This is a genomic window from Aneurinibacillus soli (assembly GCF_002355375.1).
Lineage (GTDB): Bacteria > Bacillota > Bacilli > Aneurinibacillales > Aneurinibacillaceae > Aneurinibacillus > Aneurinibacillus soli.
This window is the reverse complement of sequence record NZ_AP017312.1, coordinates 2,675,285-2,694,920: the sequence shown is the minus strand read 5'-3', so window position 1 is coordinate 2,694,920 and position 19,636 is coordinate 2,675,285. Positions and strand designations below refer to the sequence as shown.

Below are 19,636 nucleotides of genomic sequence, written 5' to 3'. Positions count from 1 at the left end.
CGAATCGGTTTATTTTTCTATCCCTTGTATCTCCAGAGACCATTTCATATGAATGAAATGGTTTTTTATTTTTTCTGTAAAGGGGAATGGAGATGGAGACGGTAAGTAAAGCTTTAGAAGTAATTAATCATTACGTATGGGGATTGCCTACACTGGTACTTCTGGTAGGCACAGGCATCCTGCTTACTGTGCGTTTGCGCGGACTGCAATTCGTCAAGCTATGGGCCGCCCATAAGCTGGCGTTTGGGAAATCACAGGACGGGTCTACGGCTGGGGACATCAGTCACTTTCAGGCACTGATGACCGCCATGGCTGCAACGATTGGGACGGGGAACATCGCCGGGGTTGCTACAGCCGTATCGATTGGTGGCCCGGGTGCGGTATTTTGGATGTGGATGACGGCTTTGTTCGGGATGGCTACGAAATATTCCGAGGCCATTCTTGCGGTAAAATATCGAATTAAAGGGGAAAACGGGGAATACTCTGGCGGTCCGATGTATTATCTGGAGTACGGCCTCAAGAAAAAATGGCTGGCTGTCTTATTCGCGATTTTTGGTGCTACTGCTTCTTTCGGGATTGGGAACATGGTACAAAGCAACTCGGTTGCAGAGGCGATGCGAATTAACTTTTCGATCCCTCCGCTTGCAAGCGGCATCCTGATGTCTATATTTACGGCGCTCGTTATTCTGGGCGGGGTTAAGAAAATCGGGAGAGTAACTGGCTATTTCGTTCCGGTAAAAGCTCTGTTTTATGTGATTGCCGGGTTAATTATTATTTTTTATCATATTGATCAAATTCCAACAGCGTTTGGACTTATTTTCTCTGGAGCTTTTAACGGTACAGCAGCTGTCGGTGGATTTGTTGGGGCAGGTGTGGCCGCCGCGATCCAAATCGGGGTGGCACGTGGTGTATTTGCCAATGAAGCCGGACTCGGAAGTGCACCGATTGCAGCCGCAGCCGCAAGAACGGATGTGCCGGCCAAGCAAGCACTTGTATCAATGACAGGAACGTTTCTTGATACGTTTGTCATATGCACTATTACATCTCTCGTATTAATTACTACCGGTGCCTGGGATTCAGGTAAAACAGGGGTAGAAGCAACAACACTCGCGTTTCAATCTGTATTCGGCAGTACAGGCGGTATGATTCTTGGCATTGCCATCGTGTTGTTTGCGTATTCTACGATGCTTGGCTGGTCTTATTATGGAGAGAAGTGTGTCCAGTATTTGTTCGGTCCAAAAGCTGTTCGCTATTATCGGTATATTTTTGTGGTCATGATTACGGTGGGCGCGAATTTAAAACTTGGGATGGTGTGGACATTCGCTGATATTGCGAATGGATTGATGGCAATTCCGAACTTAATCGGATTGATTGGATTAAGCGGGGTCATTGTCATGGAAACAAGACGTTTTCTACAGGAGGAGAAAGAAACTGCTTCTGAGAAAAGAATAGCAAGCTAAAGGGAGAAAGCCAGGTTACGATAACATGTAGCCTGGTTTTTTCACTCTTTCCAGGAAAATGAGGTAAGATTATGGAGAAGAAACAATCCGAAACATAAAAGAACATAGGGGAAGAATAGCAGATGAAAAATAGACTCATGAAGCTTGGCTTAACTTTGTTCCTCATTTTGGGGCTAGTAGGATGTGAAGGAACGCAACAAACGTCGCAAGAAGTTTCAACTACCGGGAACTTGAACGTTTATTATTTTGATGTAGGTCAGGGAGATAGCATCCTCATTCGAACAAATAAAGGCGAAAATGTTTTGATAGATGGAGGAAATAACGACAAGGGGGAGCAAGTGGTTCGTTATCTTCAAGCGTTACATATTGATACGCTTGATGCCGTTATTGGCACTCATCCTGATGCTGATCACATAGGCGGATTGGATACGGTGATTGATAACATGAAAGTACACGCTGTCTACACGCCAAAAGTTACGCATACGACCATTACATACGAAGATTTTGTGAAAGCAGTAAAACGAAAAGGATTGAAGCTGAAAGAAGCAAAGGCAGGGGTATCGCTCGGTCTAAGTGGAGCGGATGCTGTATTTGTCGCTCCTGTGAAGTCATATGGCGATGATCTGAATGCATGGAGCGCCGTAGTAAAAGTAACGTATGGGGACAATTCCTTTTTGTTTACTGGAGATGCACCGGTTAAATCAGAAAAAGATATGATCGCCGCAGGTCAAAATATCCGCTCCAATGTTCTGAAGGTCGGGCACCACGGAGCCAATACGTCTACTAGCCAGGCGTTTTTATCGGCTGTTCAACCAGAGTATGCGGTCATTTCGGCTGGGAAAGGGAATAAATATGGACATCCGAAAGCTGAAATTATCAAGCGATTACAAGCAAATGGTATTAAGATTTACCGAACGGATGAACTAGGCACGATCCTTTCTACGAGTGACGGTAAAAATATTATGTTTACTAAAGTGCCGTCTCTTGCGCCACAATAAGGAGGTTTATATGAAGGTCATCATTGATCGAATTGAAGGAAAGGTCGCAGTTTGTGAGAAAGCGGATAAAAGTATGATTGATATAGAAGTAGATCAGCTTCCCAAACACGTTAAAGCAGGGGATGTAGTTATTTTTGAAGAGGGAAGAAGCTATATTGATCTGGAAGGAACGAAAAAAAGAAAGAAGTACATCCAGGATCTTACGAATGATATGTGGGAATAATCGTAAAGGACTCTAAAAACTACAGGGGAACACGTAGTAGGCAGTCATGTATACTATGTGTTCCCCTGTATTTATTTTTCGATCGAAGAATAACGCTTATCTAATTTCATTTGGTGCGATTTAAAAATATCTTCAAGATGGATGTCGTATTTATTGGCAATTACAATAATATTGCCTAAAACATCGCCTAATTCCTCAACAAGCTCTTGCTTTAGTTCGGAAGGCGAGCCTATGTATTCATCAGGTCTATCCCGTCCAATCTCTAATGCCCTGATTGCCCGAGCTACTTCTCCAGTTTCTTCAGCTAGAAATCCAATACGAATAAAGATATCAAGTTCTGACCATCCTCTTATTTCGTAATATTCTTTCACCCATTTTTGAAATTCATTAACATCCATTATGTATTCCTCCTACCTGTTCTCTTTTACTGTAACATAATTTTCTTTATACTTGTAAAGGTAGTTCTATAAAGTTTATAGCGAGGGGACATCTATAACTATGAAACGATTAGCTGTTTTTTGCGGTTCAAGTAACGGAGCTTCGGAAGCATATAAAGAAGGAGCGATTCTACTCGGTAAAGAATTAGCAAAGCAAGGCATCACACTTGTATATGGTGGAGCAAGTGTGGGCATTATGGGTACACTTGCAGATACTGTCTTGGAATCAGGAGGACAGGTCATTGGAGTGATCCCAACACTGTTAGAAGAACGAGAAATTTCACATCGTAATTTAACGGAACTCATTGTTGTAAATTCGATGCACGAGCGAAAACATAAAATGGTAGACTTAGCGGATGGATTTATTGCCCTACCTGGAGGACCAGGAACGTTAGAAGAATTTTTCGAAGTTTTTACGTGGGCGCAATTAGGATTACACCAAAAACCTTGTGGCATTTTGAACATTAATCACTACTATGATCTGATCATTTCCTTTTTCGATCATATGAATGAGCAGCAATTTCTCCAGGACAAGTATCGTTCAATGGCTCTAGTTGATTCTAATCCAGAACGTTTACTTGAGAAATTTAAAGCTTATACATCTCCCACAGTTAAGACGTATACCACAGGCAAGTAATAATATTAATCCCAGTACATATAAGAATGCATCTCAATAAATTAAACCGTCTGGAACGAGACGGTTTAATTTATTTCTCCACCAAGCGCAGCACCTCATCTACAGACATAGAGCGTTGTACCGATGTGTGCAATGGTAAAAGAACGCTCTGAAACTGTACGCTCTGCGAGAGGATTACTCTTCTTATCATACTGCGACAAATACGCAAAGTCAGGGCGAGCTGCTTTATCGAGGAGATAGGCAGATGTTGTTGCACCTGGTATGCGTTCTTTATTTAAATGCGCGATGATTTGTTTTTTGGTTGTGATACCGATTCCATAAGCGAAGTAAAGGTGGTTTTCTAGCAGCACAACGTTTTCTCCCTGCCATTCAGGAGTTTTCGGATTGTATTCAGGATTTTTGAAATACTGAACATCTCCAGGTAGATACTCCACGTTTTCACTCCAAGTTATTCCTAGTTTCTCGTCATAAACGCCATCAAACAGGAGAATCGACGGGAACAGACGATTAAAATTCTCGCTGCCAATGGATTCGAGAACCCCCTTGTAATAAACGATTACAACGGCGGTTGCGCATTCAAACGCATACATATCGCCATTGATAAAAATATCTCGTATCGCCTCAGATGGTTCCACATCTTTGTTCAAGCGAAACCCGCCCTCGTCAGTGAGCGTCCAGTAGCGAGGATTGCACCTGGAATCTTTAAATACGGCAAACTGTGTGCCACTCCGGTCCAACTTTTTGGCGGCTGCGACAATGTTGCTCCGCAGCTTGCTTTCGAATTTTAACTGGTCAAGAGATGGATACGTATATACATCCGGACTTCGTGCCAGATACTCCATGATACGCAGCTGGTCATAGTCAAGCAGCCATTCCGGTTTCCTTGTTCTGCTCGTTACGGATGAATCTAAAATTTGAATCATCGCTTCTCCTCCCCTTCGTATCCGTATACAATCACATCTTATGAGTGTAACTGGCAAGAAGCGTGCCCATTCATGAGATTTGTCGGGCATAAAGTACAGATGGCTCTATTGCTCAAAATTGCCAAAAATAATACACTAAAAGTCTAAGCTTATGATGAGAACGAGCCATTATACATATTCGATCAGCAGAGAGGGAGTATTGAGATGGAAAAAGTACTGGCAGGAAAAAAGATTGCGACAGGCGCTTCGCGCAAGACAGAAGAATGGGGAGCGCTTATTGAGAAGCAAGGAGGCATTCCGCTTGTCCGCTCCTTGCAGGGCACGGTATTTTTAGCAGAAGAAGAGAGCAAAAATGAGCTAAAAAATCTCATAACAGAAGGCGTTGACTGGGCGATTTTTACGACAGGCATGGGGCTTGATGCCCTTGTTCGACTCGCGGAAGAATGCGATCTTCATGCTCCGTTTATACGTTTACTCCAACAAGCAAACGTAGCGGCTCGTGGTTATAAAACATACGCCGCTTTAAAAAAGCTCGACATCAAACCTGTCGCAGTTGATGATGACGGTACGACAAGAGGGCTAGTTCGGGCACTGGAATCGTTTGATTTTACAGGTCAGCGAGTGGTGATTCAGCTTCATGGGGAAACAGCTCCGGCACTGGCGCGTTTTTTTGCAGAGAAAGGCGCATCGGTCACGTATCTTCTTCCGTACCGCCATATCGCGCCATCAGCTGAAGCGGTCGAACAAGTGTGCCAGGAACTGAGTGCTGAACAAATCGATGCTGTATGTTTCACATCTGCTGTACAGGTACGCTTTCTGTTTGAATATGCCCGTCAAGCTGGTCGTGTAGATCAGACTAAGCATGCATTCGAACAGTCGTCGCTTGCAGTGGCTGTTGGGAAGCTGACGGCAGAGGCATTAGAAGAAGAAGGTATTACACGTATTGTTGTGCCAGAGATTGAGCGAATGGGCGCAATGGTAATCGAATTAGTTCGTTACTATGAAGCACTGCATATTGAGTAAGGGGAATGATTGATGCAGCTTGAACACGCACACGACTAAAGTCGCGTGATTCCTGTGCTGAACGCTCCATTTTCAAAGAGCAATCTGTGGTTTTGTAGCAGACAGAGACTGGAACGCTTCTATCAACATCAAACATGAAGGATTACGCTTATTAGCGCTGGCATAGCAAAAAGAACTCTTGGAACGAGAGGGATAGCTCGGTCAGTTTTCGTTGGCTACTAAAAGCAACGATAAGTCGAGAAGCCCCCACTTCAAAAACCGTTAGGTTTTAAGTGGTGGGTAGTTCACTTTCCAATGCGATTCGCTACGGGAGTGATGGTCGGGTCATCGGCTTAACGTTACGACATGATGAGCAGCATGTATATATTGACGCGTGGAACAAAGGAAAAGGAATTCATGAGCTGTATAAAGATCGGATTTTTGAAAGACTGTATACACTCGAAGATTCGCGAAATAAATTGTATCAAGGCAGTGGACTCGGTCTTGCGATTACAAAAAGGCTTGTTGAACGATTAGGCGGAACCATTTCGCTCGTAAGTAAGCCGTATGAAAAAACAACATTTACTGCTCAGTTGAACAAAATGAACTACACCCGTTGATGCGGGTTATTTTTTTGCCCTCTATTATGTGATAGCAAAACACGTAAGATTTCCGTAAGAATCAGGTAAGAAAAAAGAAAATTTCCATCGCTTCAATGTAATCGCTCGCTATCCTGAGAGTTTGCTGACACATCCCGAACAATTACGCACGATCATGATTACGACACCAAAAGGAATACAGGTACCTTTGTCAGAACTCGTTGACTGGAAATACGGAAAATCACTGACAACGATTACACACAAAGACGGAGATCGCGTAGCCACCATAAGTGCTGAACTCATTGGCTCTGATATTGGGACGGCGGGCAAAGAAGTCATGCAGAAGCTAACAGAATTGTCTGTTCCAAACGGATATACAGTGGTGGAAGAAGAGACAGCAGAAGAAAGAGGTAACCACTCATCAGAGTTAGCATATATCCTAATGGACTGATAATTAAGAAAAATTAACAAATTCTGCACATATATAGTACAGGAACACCTTATCCATGTATTACAATTATTTATCATAAGAAAATTAAACGTAATCTACTAATGGGGAGGAATAAATATGGCAGATCGTACAGAAAATATGCTCGCAATAGCGGTGCAGGGAATTGGCGGAATGAATGCATTTAACGCAGGTGTATTGCAGACATTTCGTGAGCGTGGGGTACGTCCAGATATTTTGTCAGTGACGAGTGGAGCAATCTTATCTGCTTATTACTATTTAGATGAACAAAATCCGCAGGCACTTGCGGATTTTTATGATAAATATTTCCAAGAGACGAGTGAAGATGGAATACCGGATGAAATAAAGTTCATGCAGTACGCACTTACAGGAATGCCTGATGTATTTCGCATGGTTTCACCGTGGGAGCGGTATATGAAGAGCTTTCCGTTATTAACCTGGAATGATTGGTTATCGTTCTGTTTTCCTGCTAAAACGTATGAATCCATTCGTCCCGATTCATTTTTTGAAGAGATCGCGACTCGATTTGCCACATCAGATATCGGAATTATTGCGAATGCCTATCATTTTGCCAAAGACAAGGCTGTATTGTATACGAATCGTGCCGCACGCGAAAAAACAGAACTATCAATTGGCGAGGATGACAATTATATCGTAAAAGATATGTCTGCTGATGGTATTAAAAGCTGCTTACAGCTTATACAATATGGAGAATACAACGGGGAGTATGACGGAGCGTACCAGTATAACCCGGTGCTGAGCCCACTCACGGTTGCGGATCATATCATTCTCGTTACAGTCGAAACGATCGAAAAATCCTTAAAGCCTATTACAACATATTTCGATGTGGAAGATTTCAAGTTAAAAATGCTGTTCAAAAATGCAATCTATGCGGAATTGAACAATATTGAGTTAATTAACCGATTGATTAAGGATGGGAAGTTAGTCGATTCAGAATATAAGTCGATTCAAGTTTCGATGATTCAGCCGAATGAGTACCGTGGATATTTCGACTATTTTGTGGAGACACCGACTTTTTTTGCGAATGGAAAAGCACGGGCAGAGGAGTTTCTTAGCATACCAGCAACTACATAAACATATAAAAGAAATGTATGCGGAGACCAGAGCGGGCTTATCTTATAGCTTACTAGCTATAGGATAAGCTGCTCTTTTATGTTCTCATCCTACATTACAATGGTGTAGTATATAATATATTACAATAATGTAAAAGTTATAACAGAGAGGGAGTTTTTGAGATGCAGTCTATTCGTTCCAAAATATTGGGGGCTATCATTCCGCTATTTATCATAGCGCTGCTTGGTACATCCTGGGGGAGCTACACGATTACATCGGGTCTCTTAGAGAAGAATTTTCAGACGATCTCGATAGAGTTGGAAAACCGAGTCGTGACATCATTAGATACGTGGATGGAGGCAAGGAAATCGGATGTTCGCTTATACAGTACGAATAGCGAACTGATTACCGCGCTTAAGACAGGCAATATCGCCGCACAGCGAGCTTATATTGCACAGCAGAAAGATAACTGGCAACGATCGATGCTTGGTTTTTTCGTAGCTGACGCGAAAGGGAACGCATGGACGACGCTCAATAACCAGATTGTGAGTATTGCAGACAGATCATACTTTCCTAAAGTTATGGCCGGAGAAACCGTTATTTCTGATCCGCTTGTAGCACGTGGAGATGGTACGACACAAATCGTCCTCATCGTCCAGCCGATACTGGATGAGAATAAGCGTGTAATTGGCTCGATCGGTGGTACGGTGTTATTGAAGGATATGTTTACACTTGTTGGTAATTCTCCGCTTGGTGAGAATAGTATGTATTATATGCTCACAGCGGATGGAACGGTCATTACTCATCCGAATAAAGAGTACATCTTAAAGCATAATGTAACGCGTGATGAAAAGAACGCTGATTTGAAAAAGATTTTGACGGAACAGGCACTGAAACAGGAAAAGGGTAATGCAAAATACACGGATGAACAAGGTTCGCATTTTGTATTTTTCCAGCGAGTGAAAGGATCGAACTGGGTGTTTGTGTCTGAAGTATCTGAGAAAGCTGTCACAGCAATTACTGGGCAAGCACTGCACTGGACGATGTTGATTTCTCTTGTTGCATTAGCCGCAGCGATCATCATTACACTTGTGCTCGTGTTCCGAGTTACGCGCCCAATTGCTGGATTACGACAAAGCGTACTGTCGATTGCCGGTAATGATTTGACGAAAGAAGTACCAGTGCTTTCAAAAGATGAGCTGGGTGACTTGAGTGTGCAGGTCAATCACATGCGGGAGAACTTGCGCACCATGATTCACGAGATTACACGTACATCGGATAGTGTAACCGTGGCATCGCGTGATTTGTATGAACGTAGTGCCGAATCAGAAGCCGGACTCAAAGACATCGGAACAACAATTGAGGATATCGCGACAGGGGCGAATGAGATCGCGACACTCATTTCTAATGTCACACACTATATGGGGGATGTGGCACAGAATGTTGAGTCACTTGTTCATGACAGTCAGGTAATGACTGAATCAGCCAGCAAATCAGCAAATTCGGCGCACAGTGGTCGATTGCTTGGGGAGCAGGCCGTTGAGCGAATGGATGAGCTACAACAAACGATGAAAACATCCACCGATGTCATCGTTCAGTTGGGGGAAGATGCGCAAAAAATTGAAGAAATGGTCGTACTTATCCGGGAGATTACCGAGCAAACGAACTTGTTGGCACTTAATGCTGCGATTGAAGCAGCACGGGCAGGTGAGGAAGGACGGGGCTTCTCCGTTGTAGCGGATGAAGTGCGCAAGTTAGCGGATCAGTCCAATGCTGCCGCGACACGCATCGCCGATATTGTCGGGGAGACACGTCAACAAATCGGAAAGGCAATCCAAGTTATTACAGTAGGAAACACCATCGTGGATGATAGCGGTAAGATGATGCAACATGTGAATGATTCATTCAGTGAGATTGCTCATGACGTAGAGCATATTTCGACTCGTTCTACTAATATTATGCGTTCGGTCAGCCAGTTGAATGAGCAAAATACGCGGATGACACAAGAGCTACAGCACGCGACCGCGATTACAGAAGAATCAGCAGCAGCATCGGAAGAGATGAATCAGATTGCAGGTCAGCAAGTGAATGTAGCACAAGGGTTAGTACAGATGGCTGATGATTTAGCATTGTTGTCTGAGGAGTTATTAAAGCTGGCCGGCAAATTCAAAATGTAGCAGGATATAGTAGGGATAAATCTGCCAGGCAGCATAGATTCTTTACATAAGTCGCTCATACCGGGCGGCTTTTTTCGTGCGCCGGGTAGCTTACCGTACTAAATAGACATTTCTAGATGAACTTTTTCAGTGAACCTTACGTCCTTTTACTTGAAGTTCAAGAATAGTACTGAGATGGATTTTGGGAAATATAAAGAGAAGAAACAGAGCCATTTTACAGGATGGATGGGAAGGAAGAGAACTTGTGGAACATATAGTACCCTGGATGAATCATTATGGATATATTATTTTATTTTTGTCACTTTTGCTGGAATTGATCGCCCTTCCGATTCCTGGGGAACCCCTTATGGGTTATGTGGGACTTCTTGTTTTTCAGGGAAAAATGAATTGGGGACTCAGCATATTAGTAGCTTGCAGTGGAAGCATAATAGGGATGACACTCGCTTACTGGATCGGTTTTGCGCTTGGCGCTCCGTTTTTTCATAAATATGGTCATTATATTCATCTAGGACCCGAAAGACTGGAAAAGGTTTCTCAATGGTTCAATCGATATGGAAACAAGCTATTAGTGATTGCCTACTTTATTCCGGGTGTTCGACATTTTACAGGATACTTTTCGGGTATTAATCGCTTACCTTTTCGGACATTTGCGCTTTATGCGTATACGGGCGCTTTGATTTGGGCAGGGACTGTTATTTCACTTGGCAAAATTTTGGGGCCGCAATGGGAACATTTCCACCTTGCCATAAAAAAGTATCTCATTATTGCAGGTATTGTCATTGCGGTGGCGATTGTTCTTTACTTATTGTACAAAAACAACAAAGCACGACTAAAAGCGATCACGACAACGATACTTACCAGGATCGTCCATACGTTTCATTCTCTCGGACGTGTCCGGTTTCTTGTTGCGACAATAGCCGCAATTGGTGTTATTCTCTTCATTTTCATGATCAGTCTTACTGAAGATTTTCTGACAAACGAATTTAAGCAGTTCGATGAGGTTGTAAACGTGCTTGTTCCGTTGGTGTTTACCTCAGATTGGGCAGGTTGGATGCGGTTGTTTGCTTATGCGGCATCGTGGCCAGCTCTGATTTCAGTTGCTGTCCTTTCGCTTGGATGGATTATCGTTGTGAAACAAAACCGAAGCCTGGAAGCTTTTTTTCTTTGCTTCACTTTTTTTGGCGCGAAACTTTTTGAAGAAGGGCTACAGCGTATTTTCCATCATCTATCACTCGCTTTATCGCATGTGGAACATCCTTTGTACAATTTTCCAAGTGAGCATACATTGATGGTGACGGTTGTTTATGGATTTGCGACATTCTTATTGATTCGCCATCTTGAAAATCCAATCGTAAGAATGATGATTGGAACTAGCTTCTTTCTTATTGAGGTTCTTGTCGGGATCAGTCATTTGTATTTTGAATTAAAGTATCCGAGCGATATCATAGCGGGGTATGCTTTTGGGGGCGTATGGCTGAGTGTAAACATTGTATTGTTAGAAATTAATCGTTTGCTGCGCACGACCTCTTGATTGTTAAAGCGATAAAGAAATACAGCGCTTGTGTTTACAAACTCAAATAAAAGGTATATTCTTTGAAATTAAGTCTAGTAAAACATATAGAAAAGGAAGGATATACCTTCTGCTGTAACGAAGAGGTGGTAAAGACATGCAAATATTTAGCAAGATAAACGGAAATCATAGCGTGATTATGAGGCCGGAAGTCCCAAATGGATATGGCATCATAATCGCAGGTGGTAGTACTGGTTATGTATCGGAGAATTCGAGTGATTTTCATGAAATTGATGAAAAACGAGAGCTGTTGCAACATTTAATTGAGCAAGGGTATACGATTGGCTATTGTAACCATGCAAATAAAAAGCATTGGGGAAATCCCGAAGCGATAAAAAACATGCAAGGCTTACATCATGTTTTAGTGGAACAATGTAACATCAATCCATATGTTCATGTGCTGGGGGTAAGCATGGGAGGTGTAACGTGCTTGAATATCCTGGCAAGTAACGATATTCCTATTATGTCAACTGTTCTTATTAATCCCGTACTCGACTTATCCTCTCATCGATCATACATCACAAAAAAAGAAGGAATCGATCGGATTGGGTATGAAATTGCTGAGGCTTACAACATTCCGCATAATCAAGTAGATGCATGGTTTGAAAATGATACCATATTGGATAAAGAATTATTCTCGTGTCCTTGTCTAGTCACACATGGAGATGGCGATCGTGCAGTACGGTGGCAAAATAATGCTCTCGTATTCACAAAGTTGAGTCTCAATTGCCACCTCCAAGTCCAGTTGCACATTGTGAAAAATGCAGGACACAATGACCCGAAATTACTGGGTGACTACACACGTATACGCGAATTTTTCCAGCAAAGCGAGCCCAAAGAGTTTTCGTTTACGCAGAAATAAATGATGATAACTAGGTGCCCTGCTTAATGAGCGGGGCATCTGATTTGACAAAACAATACATAAGCTGTAAAATGAATGGAAGTCAGTCATATAATCAAGGAGTTTGATAATGAACAAAAAAGAAAAAATCATTCATGCTGCCATTGAGGCTTTTCGCGACAAAGGAATTGAGAAAACGAAGATTTCTGACATCGTTACATTAGCTGGAATCGCACAAGGTACGTTCTATTTATATTTTCCTTCAAAGCTTGCCGTTATGCCAGCAATAGCAGAAGTAATGGTCGAGAAGACAATTGCTGCGGTAAAAAATCATGTGCAGGCAGAGGAGTCTTTCATAACTAAGCTCGAACAAATGATTGATGCGATTTTCATGGTGACACGTGATTATCGAGAAGTATTAGCTTTGATTTATGCTGGTCTTGCATCAACTGAATATATCAAAGAATGGGAAACAATCTATGAACCTTTTTGTTCATGGGTAAGCACGTTCTTGAAGCAAGCCAAAACTTCTGGAGTAATACGGGATTCGATTGATGTTGGTACAGCCAAGCTAGTGATCGGTCTTATCGAATCGTCAGCTGAACAAATTTATTTATATGACTTCAAGCAGGAAGATAAGGCGCTTATCCAAAAAGCAGAAGTGCTAGAGTTCTTGAAGCATGCACTAGGTGTTCAAGAATAATAAAGTGGAATAATTTCATTATTCCACGCAATAAAATGAATGAAAGTCATTCATCAAGGGTGGTAATCATGAATAAATCCTGGATATATGTTATCTTAACGTGTCTTTTTGAATTGATTTGGGTTTTTGGTTTTAATACGGCCGAGACGTGGTGGCATTGGGGGCTGGTTATCGTTTTTATTCTCTTTGATTTTTATACGCTTCCTAAAGCATGCGAAGCAATTCCAACCGGAACGGTTTATGCCATTTTTGCGGGAGTAGGAACAGTAGGAACGGCTATTATGGACGTCTTTTTGTTTGAAGGAGATTTTAGCGTAGGAAAGGTTCTATTTATGGCACTTCTTATCGCGGGGATCATTGGTTTAAAGCTAGCTGATAATAAAGAGGTAGACAAAAATATGAAGGGAGTTGCTTAATCGTGGGTTGGTTATTCGTCTTTTTGGCGGCAGTAAGTGAGATGGTCGGGGTAGTTGGACTTAAGCTGTATAGTCAAAATAAAACGATACGAAATGGATCGATCTATATAGGCGGGCTTGGAGCGGCCTTTGCATTTTTGTACGCATCCTTCAATTATTTGCAAGTGAGTATAGCGTATTCAGTGTGGATTGGTATGGGAACGGCTGGTGCTGTTTTGCTAAATATGGTTTTCTTCGGAGAGTCAAAGAACGCAGCACGTATTGTTAGCCTCATTGCCATCGTAATTGGTGTAACAGGATTAAAGTCCCTATCGTAGCGTGTTAGTAAAAAATAATGTCTACTTTCTACCTGGTCGGAACAAATCTGTTCCGACTTTTTTATTGCGCCTAGCAGCATACCATACTACTATGAGAATAAGATACAAAAATGAACAGTAGAATGTTCGCGAGGAGGAATGTGTACGATGAATCGGTTGTTACGAAGTTTATTTGTAGGAGTAATTGCCTGGTGTCTCGTAATAAGCTCTGGTACAGTCTGGGCAAGTCAGGGGGTCAGTTATACCAATTCGCGTGATATTGTGGTTCAAACTACGATTACCGTCCCCAAATCACAACTGGCTAATCTGAGCAGTTATACAATCAAAGGAACTCTCATAAGCGGGGCAGAACATCCGTATGCGAACCCCTATTATTATGCGGGCGCAACCAAGCAAGTAGGGATAGGATCAGATAACGAGAAGAATTTCTCTTATACGATCTCTGAAAATGTAGAAAATCAAAAAATAACAAGTGATAAAACGTATACAGCTGTGGCGAAAATAAAGTCCTCTCTCGTTACGTACAGTATCTCGCCAAAACAAGTAGCGAGCACAGTCGCATATCCCCCAGAAGTAAAACGATACGTAGTGCCAAGCCCCCAAATTGAAAGCAATCACCCATTAATCGTAAAAAAGGCAAAAGAGATTGTAAAGGGAGAAACCAATCCATATCTAAAAGTAAAGAAAATTTTTGATTTTACGAATACGTATATGGAGTATACGGAAAAAGAAGCATGGGGCACCGCAGTTCAAGCACTTCAAAGACGTTCCGGTGTGTGTGAAGATTTTTCTCGGCTGATGGTAGCTTTATTACGGGCACAAAATATTCCGGCACGTACAGTAGCTGGATATGCCTTGGGTAAGGATGAAAAAACTGTAGATTTAACGAAGGCAGACTATGCTCATATGTGGGTCGAATTTTATTTACCAGGATACGGCTGGCTTCCGGCTGATCCAACGGTTTTAGACTATGATGAGCATGATAAGCGGGTGGCTGCCGCAAACTTCGGGATGGGTAATTGGTATTATATCCCTGAAGTTATCGACCAGGAAGGAGGAATAAGCTACGAGTATTACGCGAGGGAAGAAGCGGAAGACGATGGAAATCTACTTGATCCAATCGTGGTAGAAAAAGGGGAAGTTAAAATTAAACCTTAAAAAAAGGGCTAGCCCTAAAAGGTCACGTTACATGTCCTTTTGGGTCAGCCCTTTTCTTATAATATCCGTTTTGCACCGACGAATTTTGATGCCCAATACTTATCTTTTAAGTTCGTAATAGCTACGCCTCTTTTCGTTGTAACGGAGATGAACGTATTGTTGCCAAGATAGATACCGACATCGGTTACACCTTTACCACGATTTGTATTGAAGAAGACGAGATCGCCTGCTATCAGGGCGTTTTTCGCAACGACTTTCCCTTTTTGAAATAACGAATTAGTTGAACGAGGGATGTTTACGCCGTTTTTTGTAAATAAATAGTTAACATAACCCGAAGAATCAAACCCTTTAGGAGTAGAACCGCCCTGCAGGTAGCGTGTTCCTTTGAGTGATTGTGCAAGTTTTAAGATTTGGGCTTTTTGCTGTTGTGTGTTAAGTTTAGGTTTAGCAGCTACAACTGCTGGGGCTGCAGGGTGAACAGGTACTACGATCGCAGCCTTTGGAACTGGCTTTGCCACAGCATGTTGTGCTGGGATTGTTGTCGCTGGAACGGTATCGGCCCATGCAGAAAAAGCTGCGACTGGTAAAAGTGACGAGATTCCAAGGCAGACGACTGCTTTTTTAAGTTGTTTTTTCATTTTAAAATCTTTACCTCCTAATTTCATGTTTATAACTACGTAAAGGTTACTAAAACATTGTATATTTAACAGGTTAATAAATCTTTATAAAAAAGTTAAAAGCAGCTAAAAAGCGCGTGAGAGAGATACTCAAAAGGGGAAAGGATATTTATGTATAAGAAGGACCATTATAAGAAAAAAATTGGCAAGCTTGAAGTGGGGATGATTTTGCTGTATGTGTTACCACCTATTGGCATTACATGGCTCATGCTGATGGGTTTGTTCCAATTATACCAAGTAATCCGCTGGCGAAGGCCGCTTGATGTTACAATCACTGTTATCTTTTTCTTAAGTTTGCTCATTTCTTCTGTGGCGGCTTCCATTCAACTCCATAATTTAACGTATCTAACTTCTGTGCTTTTTATTTTGGGGTATCTAGGTTTTTACTTCTATGTAAAACTGCATGGAACCATACAGTTTTTTCGAAACTGGATATGGATTAACATCGGTGGAGGACTATATATTGCCTTATTAGGATGGATACAAGTATTGTTTCATATCGGATGTTCAACGGATGGAATAGTGGGCTTAATAACGGGTACAAGGTTATTTGGCTATGATCAGTTGGACCGTCTATTCGGAAGTACGTATAATCCGAATTTTGCTTCGTTTTTGCTGCTGTATGCTGTAGCCCTGTTATTAGTCGTATGGCTTTATAAAATCCATCAGAAAAAACGGAAAAGTGACCTACTATTCATAGGTTGTTTGGTTGTTTTATCTACAGCCATTATAGAAACAGGGTCACGTACCGGTTTTGCCGCGATGGTGATGTTATATCTCTTCTTTTTCTTCCGCCTTCGTTTGAAGAAGCGCTTTTTGGGGCTGATCGGATTTCTGACATGTACTCCGCTATTTATGGAATGGCTGCCGCGGAGTGGAAGCTTGGGAGAATCCATGAGTGATCGGAAATTGATCTGGGAAACAAGTTTGAACATATGGAGAAAACATCCTGTTTTTGGTGTTACACCAAACGGATTTCAAGATATGTATAAAGAACTGATTGGTCAGTATGTTGCTCACCCGCATAATATTGTTCTCTACTTTTTTGTGAGCTTTGGTACGGTGGGGGGCGTGGCATTTTTGCTGCTAGTTGTTGTTCTGTTGTACCGACTTTTATTAACGTTGACAGCCAATCGTATCCACAAAGAATTTTTAGATGTTTTTTTGTTTTTAATTCCCGTCACACTTCTGACCGGACTGTTCGATTTTCCTATGTTTTCACCACAAACAGCTCTAGTAGCTGTTGGGGTAATCGGGTACTGGGAGTATTATTCAAGGCTGTGCTCCTTTGGTCATTCAGCATGGAGACAGAAAGAAGGCACGAAGGTGAAAGACATAAACGGATAAGAAAGGAGCCAGCCGATTCATTTGGCTGGCTTAACTTTTGTAGTGGTTAAGAAAATTTTAAAGTTTTCTTTATCTGGTGTTTAGGATTGCTCGATACAATGGGGACGTACCAAAAATAGTAACCATTTTACTTTAGATCAGGAGGATTATATATGAAGAAGAAATACACAGCAATGGGCATAGGTGCTGCTGTTGGAGCTGCTATGCTGGTTACGACAGCATATGCAGGAACATCAAGTGTTTCCGGATATGACACGTACAAAACAGCGTTTAAAAACACACAGCAGGCCAAAAGTATAACAGCAGATATTCATGTATCAGCAACCGATAATGGAAGTGAACTTGCAGATGTTACTTCCAAAATGAAAATGAATCGTGACGCGAAGTCTATGAGCGGAGAGACTACGATTATTTCTGGCAGTCAGAAAAAAACGCTGGATATGTACACGCAGGAAGGGACAAGAATTATAAAAAATAGCGATAGCGACGTGTATAAAGTTCTTTCCTTTAACGGGGAGAAAAAACATAAGGAAAAAGATGATACCGATCAAGCAGGCAAAATGAATGCGGTTGAAAACGTTGTGGATGCTCTTACCCAAAATTTGCAGGGCAATATTACATCAACAGCCGAATCTGACGGCACAACTGATGTAGAATTGAAACTTTCAAACGATCAACTCCCACCTGTAGTAAACGCGCTTGCTTCTCTGGCTGTGAAAAATGGCATGAACGAACAGGAACATCACAACAAAGGTGAAGCCGATCCGTTCATCAGCAATCTAAAATCCAGCTTGCCAAAATTGGTAGGGGCTATCAAGGTAAACAATGTAGATGTTACGGCAAAAGTCAGCAAAGACAACGTAGTCGAACAGCAGACTGCAACCATTGAAATGACAGGAAATGATGCAAGCGGAAAAACACATAATATTAGCGTCAATGTATCAGCAAGCTTTTCAAACTACAACAATACGACACCGGATACAGTAGATTTAACCGGGAAACAAGTAGAAAAGATTCAGCCAAAAGCAAGACACGATGAACAAGAATAGGAACACATTAGCAGATAGGGCCCGCCGTGGGCTCTATCTGTTACTATAAGGATGGGAAAAATACATGAAGAACGTACTGGAAGTAAAAAACCTTACGAAGATTTATCAGAACGGCAGAGGCATACGGGATATCAGTTTCGACATACTTGCGGGAGATGTCTATGGCTTTCTTGGTCCGAATGGAGCCGGTAAGACAACTGTGATGAAAATCATCATGGGCTTGTGTCGGGCACAGAAGGGGGAAGTAAAAATTTTTGGACACGATAGTACGACACAGCCAGAGCGGGCCTGGCAGCACGTAGGAGCTATGATCGAAAATGCTGTTGTGTATGAATATATGAGCGGATATAAAAATTTACTTCTTGCTTCGAGGTTCTATAAAGATGTAACCCCGGCAAGAATAGATGAAGTGTTAGAAATGGTTGATTTAGCACCGTTTAAGCACGAAAAAGCAGCCGGTTACTCATTAGGCATGAAACAAAGACTCGGTCTGGCAGCTGCTTTGCTGTCAAAACCGAAGTTTATGATTCTTGATGAACCGACGAATGGGCTCGATGTTGAAGGAACGGTAAAGGTCAGGGAGATCATCATTCATCTTGCCAGAGAACATCAGGTTACTTTTTTACTTTCCAGCCATCTCATCCATGAAATGCAAATGGTATGTAATAAAATTGGCATTATTAACAACGGACAAGTCATCAAGGAAGGACTGGTTGCTGACTTACTACACAACGAGGACGAAACACTGGAAAGTTTCTTTATTAAGCAGATAAGAGAAGGAAGGGAGGAGAGAGCGAAATGAGCCCTTTATTTGCAAACGTGATAAATGAAACACAAAAAATTTTTTTGAAAAAGAAAACGTCTGTTTTTCTTTTCTTGACAGCTATTTTTCCGATCGGCATGGCATTCATCTTTTCCCTTTTGCAAAATAAAGCAGGTGTTACGCTGTTTGTGGGCGCTAACTTCCCACTTTTTATTCTAGGAATAGGGGTTAACTTTCTATTTCCGCTGCTTATTTTCATGATGGCTTCCGATATATTTGCCGGTGAGCAGGGGGATCATACATTGAAAATTGTTTTGACCCGCCCTATTACAAGGTTTAACGTATTTCTCTCGAAGAATGTTACGGTCGGACTTTTACTTGTTATTCATTTAGTGCTTATCTTTGTAGTATCTGTTGCTTCAGGGTTTGTTTTGGGAGGGACAGATAACGTACTGTCAAGCTTATGGGAAGAAATAAAAGCGTATGCGGTATCTTTTGCCCCGATGCTTTCACTGTCTTTTGCTGCGATTTTCTTCGCGCAATTTTTTAAAAGCGCAAGCAGTGCACTAACGACTACGATTGTAATTTATCTATGCGCCAAGGTTACTCCTTTTGTTTTTCCATGGCTGGGGAAACTTTTGCCGTTCACGTATACAGATTGGTATTCGCTGTGGCTTGGACATACTGTCGGAATGGGTAACATACTCCAGCCATTTATGTATCTTCTTTCCTACAGTATACTATTTTTTGTTGGGGGATTTTATTTGTTTGACAGAAAAGAATTGTAGGTGAGGGT

21 protein-coding genes and 2 pseudogenes are annotated in these 19,636 nt (G+C 41.9%); 20 read left to right on the top strand and 3 right to left on the bottom strand.

Features of this window, described 5'->3' with window-relative positions:
- Nucleotides 1–92: 92 nt before the first annotated feature.
- The 3 genes from CB4_RS13630 to CB4_RS13620 all read left to right on the top strand — a co-directional run bounded on the left by CB4_RS13630 (nucleotide 93) and on the right by CB4_RS13620 (nucleotide 2,681).
- Nucleotides 93–1,460 (top strand): alanine/glycine:cation symporter family protein, encoded by a 1,368-nt coding sequence (locus CB4_RS13630; protein ID WP_096466329.1) that lies wholly within the window; start codon nucleotides 93–95, stop codon nucleotides 1,458–1,460.
- Between the two features lie 122 nt (nucleotides 1,461–1,582).
- On the top strand, nucleotides 1,583–2,458 hold the full coding sequence (locus CB4_RS13625; protein WP_096466328.1) for a ComEC/Rec2 family competence protein: 876 nt from the start codon (nucleotides 1,583–1,585) through the stop codon (nucleotides 2,456–2,458).
- Nucleotides 2,459–2,468: 10 nt separating this feature from the next.
- On the top strand, nucleotides 2,469–2,681 hold the full coding sequence (locus tag CB4_RS13620) for a DUF3006 domain-containing protein (protein ID WP_096466327.1): 213 nt from the start codon (nucleotides 2,469–2,471) through the stop codon (nucleotides 2,679–2,681).
- A 71-nt stretch (nucleotides 2,682–2,752) separates the two neighbouring features.
- On the opposite strand, the gene CB4_RS13615 is transcribed toward CB4_RS13620, so the two are convergent.
- Nucleotides 2,753–3,079: a MazG nucleotide pyrophosphohydrolase domain-containing protein gene (locus CB4_RS13615; protein ID WP_096466326.1), complete on the bottom strand. Its 327-nt coding sequence runs from the start codon at nucleotides 3,077–3,079 to the stop codon at nucleotides 2,753–2,755.
- Between the two features lie 100 nt (nucleotides 3,080–3,179).
- On the opposite strand from CB4_RS13615, the gene CB4_RS13610 reads away from it, so the two are divergent.
- Nucleotides 3,180–3,755: an LOG family protein gene (locus CB4_RS13610; RefSeq protein ID WP_096466325.1), complete on the top strand. Its 576-nt coding sequence runs from the start codon at nucleotides 3,180–3,182 to the stop codon at nucleotides 3,753–3,755.
- 95 nt (nucleotides 3,756–3,850) lie between these two features.
- Here the strand turns inward: CB4_RS13610 and CB4_RS13605 are convergent, their stop codons facing one another.
- Nucleotides 3,851–4,678 (bottom strand): protein-glutamine gamma-glutamyltransferase, encoded by an 828-nt coding sequence (locus tag CB4_RS13605; RefSeq protein WP_157737979.1) that lies wholly within the window; start codon nucleotides 4,676–4,678, stop codon nucleotides 3,851–3,853.
- Between the two features lie 204 nt (nucleotides 4,679–4,882).
- Between CB4_RS13605 and CB4_RS13600 the strand changes: the two genes are divergently transcribed.
- The 12 genes and pseudogenes from CB4_RS13600 to CB4_RS13550 all read left to right on the top strand — a co-directional run bounded on the left by CB4_RS13600 (nucleotide 4,883) and on the right by CB4_RS13550 (nucleotide 15,004).
- Nucleotides 4,883–5,701, top strand: coding sequence for a uroporphyrinogen-III synthase (locus tag CB4_RS13600; RefSeq protein WP_096466323.1), 819 nt, complete (start codon nucleotides 4,883–4,885; stop codon nucleotides 5,699–5,701).
- 85 nt (nucleotides 5,702–5,786) lie between these two features.
- Nucleotides 5,787–5,867 (top strand): annotated as a pseudogene (locus CB4_RS21975) (RNA-guided endonuclease InsQ/TnpB family protein); the annotation flags it as partial.
- 121 nt (nucleotides 5,868–5,988) lie between these two features.
- Nucleotides 5,989–6,300, top strand: a pseudogene (locus CB4_RS13595) (ATP-binding protein); the annotation flags it as partial.
- Between the two features lie 121 nt (nucleotides 6,301–6,421).
- Nucleotides 6,422–6,730, top strand: coding sequence for an efflux RND transporter permease subunit (locus tag CB4_RS13590; RefSeq protein ID WP_157737978.1), 309 nt, complete (start codon nucleotides 6,422–6,424; stop codon nucleotides 6,728–6,730).
- 117 nt (nucleotides 6,731–6,847) lie between these two features.
- On the top strand, nucleotides 6,848–7,843 hold the full coding sequence (locus tag CB4_RS13585) for a patatin-like phospholipase domain-containing protein (RefSeq protein ID WP_096466320.1): 996 nt from the start codon (nucleotides 6,848–6,850) through the stop codon (nucleotides 7,841–7,843).
- A 161-nt stretch (nucleotides 7,844–8,004) separates the two neighbouring features.
- Entirely contained in the window at nucleotides 8,005–9,999 is a 1,995-nt protein-coding gene (locus tag CB4_RS13580) for a methyl-accepting chemotaxis protein (protein ID WP_096466319.1), read from the top strand.
- Between the two features lie 244 nt (nucleotides 10,000–10,243).
- On the top strand, nucleotides 10,244–11,530 hold the full coding sequence (locus tag CB4_RS13575) for a VTT domain-containing protein (RefSeq protein ID WP_096466318.1): 1,287 nt from the start codon (nucleotides 10,244–10,246) through the stop codon (nucleotides 11,528–11,530).
- 136 nt (nucleotides 11,531–11,666) lie between these two features.
- Nucleotides 11,667–12,431, top strand: coding sequence for an alpha/beta hydrolase family protein (locus CB4_RS13570; RefSeq protein WP_096466317.1), 765 nt, complete (start codon nucleotides 11,667–11,669; stop codon nucleotides 12,429–12,431).
- A gap of 106 nt (nucleotides 12,432–12,537) precedes the next feature.
- A complete protein-coding gene (locus CB4_RS13565; protein WP_146226591.1) occupies nucleotides 12,538–13,113 on the top strand; it encodes a TetR/AcrR family transcriptional regulator in 576 nt (191 codons plus the stop codon).
- Between the two features lie 65 nt (nucleotides 13,114–13,178).
- Nucleotides 13,179–13,529, top strand: coding sequence for a DMT family transporter (locus tag CB4_RS13560; protein WP_096467745.1), 351 nt, complete (start codon nucleotides 13,179–13,181; stop codon nucleotides 13,527–13,529).
- A gap of 2 nt (nucleotides 13,530–13,531) precedes the next feature.
- Entirely contained in the window at nucleotides 13,532–13,846 is a 315-nt protein-coding gene (locus tag CB4_RS13555) for a DMT family transporter (protein ID WP_096466315.1), read from the top strand.
- Between the two features lie 147 nt (nucleotides 13,847–13,993).
- Nucleotides 13,994–15,004, top strand: a complete 1,011-nt coding sequence (locus tag CB4_RS13550; protein WP_157737977.1) for a transglutaminase-like domain-containing protein — start codon at nucleotides 13,994–13,996, stop codon at nucleotides 15,002–15,004.
- Between the two features lie 56 nt (nucleotides 15,005–15,060).
- Here CB4_RS13550 and CB4_RS13545 read toward each other — a convergent pair whose 3' ends face one another.
- Nucleotides 15,061–15,669: a C40 family peptidase gene (locus CB4_RS13545; RefSeq protein WP_096466313.1), complete on the bottom strand. Its 609-nt coding sequence runs from the start codon at nucleotides 15,667–15,669 to the stop codon at nucleotides 15,061–15,063.
- Between the two features lie 123 nt (nucleotides 15,670–15,792).
- On the opposite strand from CB4_RS13545, the gene CB4_RS13540 reads away from it, so the two are divergent.
- From CB4_RS13540 to CB4_RS13525, 4 genes are all read left to right on the top strand, one after another.
- A complete protein-coding gene (locus CB4_RS13540; protein WP_096466312.1) occupies nucleotides 15,793–17,028 on the top strand; it encodes an O-antigen ligase family protein in 1,236 nt (411 codons plus the stop codon).
- A gap of 152 nt (nucleotides 17,029–17,180) precedes the next feature.
- Nucleotides 17,181–18,077 (top strand): hypothetical protein, encoded by an 897-nt coding sequence (locus CB4_RS13535; protein ID WP_096466311.1) that lies wholly within the window; start codon nucleotides 17,181–17,183, stop codon nucleotides 18,075–18,077.
- A 64-nt stretch (nucleotides 18,078–18,141) separates the two neighbouring features.
- Nucleotides 18,142–18,879: an ABC transporter ATP-binding protein gene (locus CB4_RS13530; protein WP_096466310.1), complete on the top strand. Its 738-nt coding sequence runs from the start codon at nucleotides 18,142–18,144 to the stop codon at nucleotides 18,877–18,879.
- Nucleotides 18,876–19,628, top strand: coding sequence for an ABC transporter permease (locus CB4_RS13525; protein ID WP_096466309.1), 753 nt, complete (start codon nucleotides 18,876–18,878; stop codon nucleotides 19,626–19,628). The genes CB4_RS13530 and CB4_RS13525 overlap by 4 nt, the downstream gene beginning before the upstream one ends.
- Nucleotides 19,629–19,636 lie beyond the last annotated feature (8 nt).